Origin of the sequence: Methanobacterium sp., assembly GCF_016217785.1 — an archaeon.
Taxonomy (GTDB): Archaea; Methanobacteriota; Methanobacteria; order Methanobacteriales; family Methanobacteriaceae; genus Methanobacterium.
Genome location: NZ_JACRGA010000017.1, coordinates 1 through 8,338, shown reverse-complemented (window position 1 = coordinate 8,338; position 8,338 = coordinate 1). Strand labels below are relative to the sequence as shown.

General features: G+C 40.4%; 5 protein-coding genes. 3 read left to right on the top strand and 2 right to left on the bottom strand.

Annotation, left to right across the window (positions count from 1 at the left end):
- A partial coding sequence (locus tag HY987_RS07495) for a pseudomurein-binding repeat-containing protein (protein ID WP_292757180.1) occupies positions 1 to 504 on the bottom strand: 504 nt, incomplete at its 3' end.
- A 1,102-nt stretch (positions 505 to 1,606) separates the two neighbouring features.
- Between HY987_RS07495 and rplJ the strand changes: the two genes are divergently transcribed.
- The 3 genes from rplJ (at position 1,607) to mfnA (ending at position 5,646) form a co-directional block, all read left to right on the top strand.
- The gene (rplJ, locus tag HY987_RS07490; RefSeq protein ID WP_292757178.1) at positions 1,607 to 2,089 is read left to right on the top strand and encodes a 50S ribosomal protein L16; all 483 of its coding nucleotides are present in this window, start codon (positions 1,607 to 1,609) and stop codon (positions 2,087 to 2,089) included.
- 49 nt (positions 2,090 to 2,138) lie between these two features.
- On the top strand, positions 2,139 to 4,430 hold the full coding sequence (ppsA, locus tag HY987_RS07485) for a phosphoenolpyruvate synthase (protein WP_292757176.1): 2,292 nt from the start codon (positions 2,139 to 2,141) through the stop codon (positions 4,428 to 4,430).
- Positions 4,431 to 4,503: 73 nt separating this feature from the next.
- Positions 4,504 to 5,646 (top strand): tyrosine decarboxylase MfnA, encoded by a 1,143-nt coding sequence (mfnA, locus tag HY987_RS07480; RefSeq protein ID WP_292757174.1) that lies wholly within the window; start codon positions 4,504 to 4,506, stop codon positions 5,644 to 5,646.
- Positions 5,647 to 5,842: 196 nt separating this feature from the next.
- Here the strand turns inward: mfnA and HY987_RS07475 are convergent.
- The coding region (locus HY987_RS07475) for a hypothetical protein (protein ID WP_292757172.1) at positions 5,843 to 8,338 on the bottom strand (2,496 nt) is incomplete at its 5' end.

Sequence of the window (8,338 nt, the reverse complement as noted above, 5' to 3'; positions counted from 1 at the left end):
TACGTTTATGGTTGTGGTGGTTGGTTTTCCGTTGTTTAGTAGTGTGGTTGCTGTTGTGGCTAGGTATAGGAATTGTGCCATGTTTAGTTTGGTTGTTCCTATGGTTACTGTTGTGGGTAATGCTTTGTTGGCTTCGATGTATTTTTTGATAGTTTCTGCTGCTTCCAGGATTTCTTCAATGGTAAAATTAGAACCAGCAATGGTATCCGAACCTGCTGCACCAGTTTGGTTACTGGGGGTGCTGGTAACATCCTCAGTAGTATTGTTTCCAATTTCGTTCTCTGCTACATTGTTCACATTGTTAGCATTCACATTGTTAGCATTGTTCGCAGTGTCATTTCCACTTGAAATGTTTTCATCTATACTTGTTTCACTGACACTTGCAGTAGTGCTGTTACTGATTTGGATAGTCGTGTTTTCGCTGATGTTACTAATGTTTTGATTTTCGTCGGTGGCGTATATGCCATTGACAGTTAGCAGTGCGGTAAAACATAATAAAAGCATAGCTAAAGACAATTTTCGCTTAATTTTATCGCCTCCGTGTCCAAAATGATCTTATAAATGTATATGATCATCTGGAATTACAATTCCCAAGAAATCGCTTTTTGAAGTCTTTTGGGAATCATTTGGACACTTATTAAAATCAAAATAGCATAATATATAAAATTTTTGATTTAAAAACAATAAACAAACTATCTTAGAGTCATTTTTTCTTTTTAGGACATCCTTAAATGGGATAAAATTTGCATTGTTCTGATCTGCCTTCTCCTTGGGCTTTTTTTAAAATTAAACTCCAATTAAAACGTTTTATGCCATAATAGACTCTATAAAATCTTATTAAAATGTCTTAATGGTATCTATATTGCTGAAACAGATAATCAATCGAAATTCAGATTAAATCACTCTTCCATTATGATTGGCAGCGTTGAGGAATAGTACGCGGATAACCACTCTCCGATCTAAGACTCATTACTGACTAAATTTAGCACTTCAAGAATATTACAGGATAAAAAGACCTTTATGGGGAATGCATTACTCCAACTATATTTTAACCCTCATTTAATCAATATTTAACCTTTAAATTTGATTATATTCTCATATAATCCTAAACTGAGCTAATGGCAATGTTTAAAAATTGACGAATATTATTAAACTATAACAATTACGCTCCCTAACAATTAGCTCCCTAAGTTATCATTATGTACTGTTTATTTTTAATTAGGCTATGTATGAGAAAAAAATTAATTATTTAATCACTAATTCTAATTGCAATCAGCTAATCAAAATTACTTATTCACCTATTAGATCAATAAAGATATGTTAACCAAAAAATAGGTAAAGAAAAAAATTATATATTATATATATGAATTATTTACAATGAATTATTTATATTTTAATTTCAATTAGACAACTTGAGGCTTTATATAAAAGGATGAGTTACTCATTGATCATTTTATATATTATAATTCTCCAAACTAATTGTACTATTGATTTCTACCCTGGTTGATTGATATCATATTTACCATTCCAGGCCGAGAAATAACATTTATAGCTTTAATATTGTGTTCAAGGCTTTAAATAACATTTATATAAGGAGGAATATTAGATGGTAAGAGCATACACTAGAAAAGATTACATACGTAAAATTCCGGGTTCCAGAATTGTTCAATATGACATGGGAAACCTCTCTGGAGAATTTCCTTTAACAGTGAGCTTGGCTCTCAAAGAAAAGGCCCAGCTATCGCATAATGCCCTGGAAGCTGCCAGGATAGCCACCAACCGGTACATGCAACGAAAATCAGGTAGGATGGGTTACCATTTGAAGATAAGGGTTTACCCACACCACATAGTCAGGGAAAACCCCATGGCCACTGGTGCTGGTGCAGACCGTGTTCAGGACGGTATGAGGAAAGCTTTCGGAAAACCAGTAAGCTCCGTGGCCCTGGTGAAAGCAAATCAGAGGGTTTTAACTATAAAAACCAACAAGAAGAATTTCATTGACGCTAAAGAAGCCCTCAGAAGAGCTGCTATGAAATTCCCAGTCTCTTGTAGGATAGTCATTGATGAAGGAGCAGAATTAGTTAAATAAATAGAATTAAACCAATTAATCTCAATAAAATCCTGAGTGGTGTATGAGCATGGAGTATGTCGAATTTTTCGAGGAACTAAAAAAGGAAGATGTGGACATAGCTGGTGGAAAGGGAGCTAACCTGGGAGAACTGACCCAAGCAGGGATACCAGTTCCCCCGGGATTTGTGATAACATCAGCTACCTACCAGAAGTTCATGGATGAAACTGGAATCACCCAGGAAATACTGGACATTCTTGATGCACTGGATGTTAACAACAACAAAGAACTTCAGGAATCAGCCCGGAAAATAAAAAAAATCATCATCGGGACGGAAATACCTGCTGAGATCAGTAGTATTATTCTTGAAGCATACAATGCACTTTGTCATCGTATAGGAAAAGAAAACGCTTTTGTTGCTGTGAGATCATCCGCAACTGCTGAGGACCTTCCAGAAGCATCTTTCGCAGGCCAGCAGGACACCTATCTCAATGTGAAAGGTCCGGAAGATATGATAAAATACGTCCGGGAATGCTGGGCTTCTCTATTCGGTGCCAGAGCTATTTTTTATCGGGAAGAAAACAACTTCGATCACTCTAAGGTGTATATAGCAGTCGTGGTTCAGGAAATGGTGGATGCCGAGAAAGCTGGTGTAATGTTTACAGTACACCCCTCCACTGGAGAAGAAAAAATCCTCATAGAAGGAGCATGGGGTTTGGGAGAAGGAGTGGTATCGGGAACTGTAACCCCTGACACCTACTGGATGGATAAAGCCACCGGTGAAATTCTGGAGAAACAGGTCAGTGAGAAAAAGACCATGTTCCAGAAAAAATCCGAAAATGGTCAGACAGTACAGGTACCGGTCCCTGAGGATCTTAAAACCAAACAGGTTTTAAATGAAACTGAACTCGCACAACTGGTTGAACTGGGGAAGAAAATTCAGCAACACTACCAGTTTCCACAGGACACAGAATGGGCCATTGAAAATGGTAAAATCTTCATGCTACAGTCCAGACCCGTAACCACCCTCGACATGGGTAATGCAGAAGGAGCGACTTTTGAAGGAGGTGAACGGACCGTAATCACCAAAGGATTGGGTGCCAGTCCAGGAATGGCCGCAGGAACAGTTAAAATCATAAATAGCACTGATGAACTGGATAAGGTCCAGGAAGGAGACATTCTGGTCACGGTGATGACCACTCCAGACATGGTACCAGCAATGAAAAGGGCCAATGGAATTATCACCGATGAAGGCGGAGTAACCTGCCACGCAGCCATTGTATCCCGTGAACTGGGAATACCCTGTGTAGTGGGAACCGGCGATGCCACATCAATCATTCCAGAAAACAGCCAGGTAACCCTGGATGGTAACAAGGGAATGGTATGGGAAGGAAAACTGGTGGACACCGAGAAGAAACAGGAAACAACCCAGGAACCCACTGTGGTGTTACAAGCACCCCTCACAGTCACTGAGGTTAAGGTTAACGTGAGTATGTCCGAAGCAGCCAAAAAAGCCGCTGCAACTGGTGCAGATGGAGTGGGACTCCTCAGAACCGAACACATGATGCTCACCACCGGAGTGCACCCCAAAAAATACATCCAGGAAGGTAATGAAGGAGAACTGGTCCGAGTACTGGTGGAAAACATACTTAAAGTAGCAGACAGCTTCTACCCTAAACCAGTATGGTACCGTACCCTGGACGCCCCCACCGATGAATTCCAATCACTTGATGGTGGAGAAAACGAACCATATGAACACAACCCCATGCTGGGATGGAGAGGAATACGCCGGGAACTGGATGAACCAGAAATTCTACTGGCCGAATTCAAGGCCATTAAAAAACTCCACGAACAGGGATACACTAACATTGGAATCATGTTACCACTGGTACAGCACCCCGATGAGTTAAGAGAGGCTAAAAAAGTTGCAAGAAAAGCGGGTCTTAAACCCCAGAAAAATATTGAATTCGGGATCATGGTGGAAACACCAGCCGCAGCACTGACCATTGAAGACTTCATAGCCGAGGGTATTGATTTTGTAAGTTTCGGAACTAACGATCTAACCCAGTACACTCTGGCCATCGACCGAAACAATGAAAATGTGGCAGATCTTTACACCGAAAGCCACCCTGCAGTTTTAAAACTCATTGAAAGGGTCATTGTGGAGTGTAACAAGGCAGGGGTAAAAACCAGTATCTGTGGACAGGCAGGAAGCATACCTGCAATTGTGGAAAAACTGGTGGAACTGGGCATAACCTCTGTATCAGCCAACACCGATGCTGTGGCTACAGTACGTGAAACTGTAGCCCGAGTAGAGCAGAAACTCCTCCTCAAAGCCGCCAGGAAGATGATGCAGGAATAAACCCCTCACATTTTTTTATTTTAAAACTATTTACTTTATTTTAAAGAATATATTTATTTTTTAAGGGATGGAAATGGAAGACAAGGGAATACCCAAAGAGCAGATATACCAAATGCTCAGGAAATACAAGGAAAAAGACCTCACACATCGTTCAGGCAGAATACTGGGATCCATGTGCACCTGCCCCCACCCTGTTGGAGTAAGGGCCTATTCCATGTTTCTCGAATCGAACCTGGGAGATCCAGGACTCTTTCCAGGAACCAAAGCCCTGGAAGATGAGGTAATCGCCATGCTTGGCGGATTACTGGGGAAAAAAGACGTCCATGGGCATGTTATTACAGGAGGAACGGAAGCCAACCTCATGGCCATGAGAGCTGCTCGTAACACGAGAAACTTGAAACATCCTGAGATCATAGTCCCTAGATCCGCACACTTCTCCTTCAAAAAAGCAGCAGACATGCTATGTCTGGATTTGAAAATGGCCGACCTGGATGAGAATTACCGGATGGATATCTCCTCAGTGGAGGAACTGATTTCAGATAATACGGTGGCCATTGTGGGAGTGGCAGGAACCACAGAACTTGGGAAAATAGATCCAATAGAAGATCTTTCCAGAATTTGCCTGGAGCAAAATATCTATCTCCATGTGGATGCTGCTTTTGGTGGTTACAGCATACCATTCCTGAAAGAAGCAGGATATGATTTACCTGAATTCGATTTCAGCCTGCCTGGAGTTTCATCCATAACCATAGACCCTCATAAGATGGGTCTTGCCCCGATCCCCACGGGTGGAATTCTTTTCAGGAAACACGAGTACCTGGAAGCAATAGCTGTTGAAACACCATACCTCACTGAGGATCTCCAGTCCACAGTGGTGGGCACCCGCACAGGTGCAGCCACAGCAGCTACATGGGCCTTATTAAAACACCTGGGCCGGGAAGGATACCGGGAAGTTGCCACTAACTGCATGGAAATTACCCATAAACTGGCTGAAGGTGTTAAAGAAGCAGGATTTGAACTGGCAACTACGCCAGAACTGAACATTGTTCCATTTTATTCACCTGACATTCCAGTAAAAGAAATTGCCCGAAGACTTGAGGCTAAAGGTTGGGCAGTGTCATTGGCATCATACCCCAGGGCCATAAGGATCATTGTTATGCCTCATTTGAAACTGGAACATATTGAAATGTTTATCAATGATTTAAATGAAATTTGATTTTAAATTCCTTTTATTTTAATTTTCTATTTTTGAATTCTTCCCTAAGTGCAATCTATGCAATGGGCAGGTTTTCTAGGGAGGTATTGATAGTTACAATATCATCCATTTCTACTGGTTCTTAATGGATCATCCAAAAATGGCTAATTAACTGTAAAAATAAAACCTAAAACTATTGGATAATTAATCCTGTTAATTAATAGGACATACCATCCACTTTCAGGGCAAATTCATTGGCATGGGTTTTGGTAGTTCCATAATCTTCATAGGTATAAGTTTCATAAAGTATGGCTGGGATGCCGGACTGTATTAGGGGAACAGTGATATATGATGGGCTTGTTTGGCTGGGTGGTGAAAAGTATGCCAACCATGATATTCCATTTTTAATATTACGAGCAAATGATTCGGAAGAAGTTCCAGAAATCGGGCTAAAGACGAATCGGGTATAAGCCCAATTCCCTACATTGGAATGTATATCAATGGCTAGTCGGAATCTTTGATTTATTATATCAGGTACTGCAAATTTATTGGCTAATAATTGACCATTCATCCTACCTTTTTCATAATCGCCAGCATCCCGGGTCACAGTAACCTTATAGATATAGTAACAGTAGTTTAGGGAATTATCATAGCCACTGATGGATTCCGTCATTGCCTGATGCGAAGCTTGTTCAATGGGATGCACTCCCACAATATACGCGATTTTAACCGGTGACATAAGATTACCGTAGGGTCCTATTTTTACTACTTCCCCATAATCAGTACTTCCCAAAAGACTAATAGATTTCCAGCTTTTCACATAAACATCTGCAGGTAATTGCTGGTGATTTTTATAATAATCCATTATCTGGCTGTAAATATAGACTTGTGAATGGAAACTAACTTTCCCGAGGCCGGTAAGACCATGAGATGGGGCCTGTCTGTTGGTGTTCATGTAGTTTATTATCCGACTGGCAAAGTCAATGTATTCAACTTTTAACATGGATCCGCTGTTCATCTGCTCATAACTGGCTGAAGGCAATGAGAATTCTTCAAATAAGATGGGCTGATTAAGGCTACTATTTATCTGCATCACACTTGAAGTTAGTAGATATAAAAATTGGGAAATATTTATCAAGACACCTGCAACCTCAGCAGATTCCGGTAGAGACTTGTAGATTTCAAAGTTATTTTTCACATGAGTGGCAGTTTCAGCCACCTGATCTAAATTAAAAGTGATGTTGATTCCCGTAGTGGGTATATTAGAACTGCTCCATGGTTTTAAAGCAATGTTTGAGGGTAGAACATTATTTGAATTGTAATATCCGAGAATACGACTATATAAGTAGATTTGTGATTGGTAGCTAATTTTTCCGAGGCCTATATATCCGTAGGGTGGTGCTTGGTGGTTGTTGTCCATGTGGTTGCTGATTCTCTGTGCGAAGTCTATGTAGTCGGCTAGGGTCATGATTCCCGAATTCATAGATTCTTCGTTGTAACCCGGTTTTTCATCATTTTGTAGTAAAATAGGGTTGTTATTCTTGTTTTTTAGTTGTGCAGTGGCTTGTACTGCCAAGTGAAGATATTGTGCAGTGTATATGGTAATTCCATTTAGGGTTATGGTATTAGGTATGGTTTTAGTTGCTTCTATGATGTTTTTTAATTCTAAAGATGCTATGGCTATTTGTGTTGGTGTGAAAGTTACTGGTGGTGTGTACAGTATGGGTATATTACTGGTGCTCCATGATTTAACAGCTATAGATGGGGGTAGACTCCCAGTACTGTTGTAGATAGTTAGAACTCGTGTGAATAGATAGACTTGTGATTGATAACTGATTTTTCCCAATCCGATGAAGCCGTAAGGTGGTGCCTGATGATTGTCATTCATGTGGTTGGTGATTCTTTGTGCGAAATCAACATAATCTGCCAGGGTCATGGTACCGGTGCGGAGTGATTCTTCAGTGTATCCTGGTTTTTCATCATTCTGCAGCAAAATAGGATTATTGCTCTTATTCTTTAATTGCACAGTAGCCTGCGTAGCTAAATGCAGGAATTGAGCAGTGTAAACAGTGATTCCATTAACAGTAACAGTATTTGGTATGGATTTGGTTGTTTCAATGGTTTTTTGTAACGCTACAGCAGCAGTAACAATCTGCTCCGGCGTGAAAGTAACCGGAGGCGTGTACAATATAGGAATATTCGAGGTGGCAAATGGTTTAACAGTTACGTATAAGGGTAAGCTGCCTGTGCTATTGTAGATGCTTAAAATTCGTGTGAATAGATAGACTTGTGATTGATAACTGATTTTTCCCAATCCGATGAAGCCGTAAGGTGGTGCCTGATGATTGTTATTCATGTGGTTGGTGATTCTTTGTGCGAAATCAACATAATCTGCCAGGGTCATGGTACCGGTGCGGAGTGATTCTTCAGTGTATCCTGGTTTTTCATCATTTTGTAGTAAAATAGGGTTGTTATTGTTGTTTTTTAGTTGGTTGGTGTCTTGTGTGGCTAGGTGCAGGAAGTGTGCAGTGTATATGGTAATTCCATTTACAGTAACAGTATTTGGTATGGTTTTGGTTGTTTCTATGGTTTTTTGTAACGCTACAGCAGCAACAACGATCTGTTCTGGTGTGAAAGTAACTGGAGGCGTGTATAGTATGGGTATGTTATTAGCGCTCCATGGTTTCATGGTTACATAGGTTGGTAAACTTCC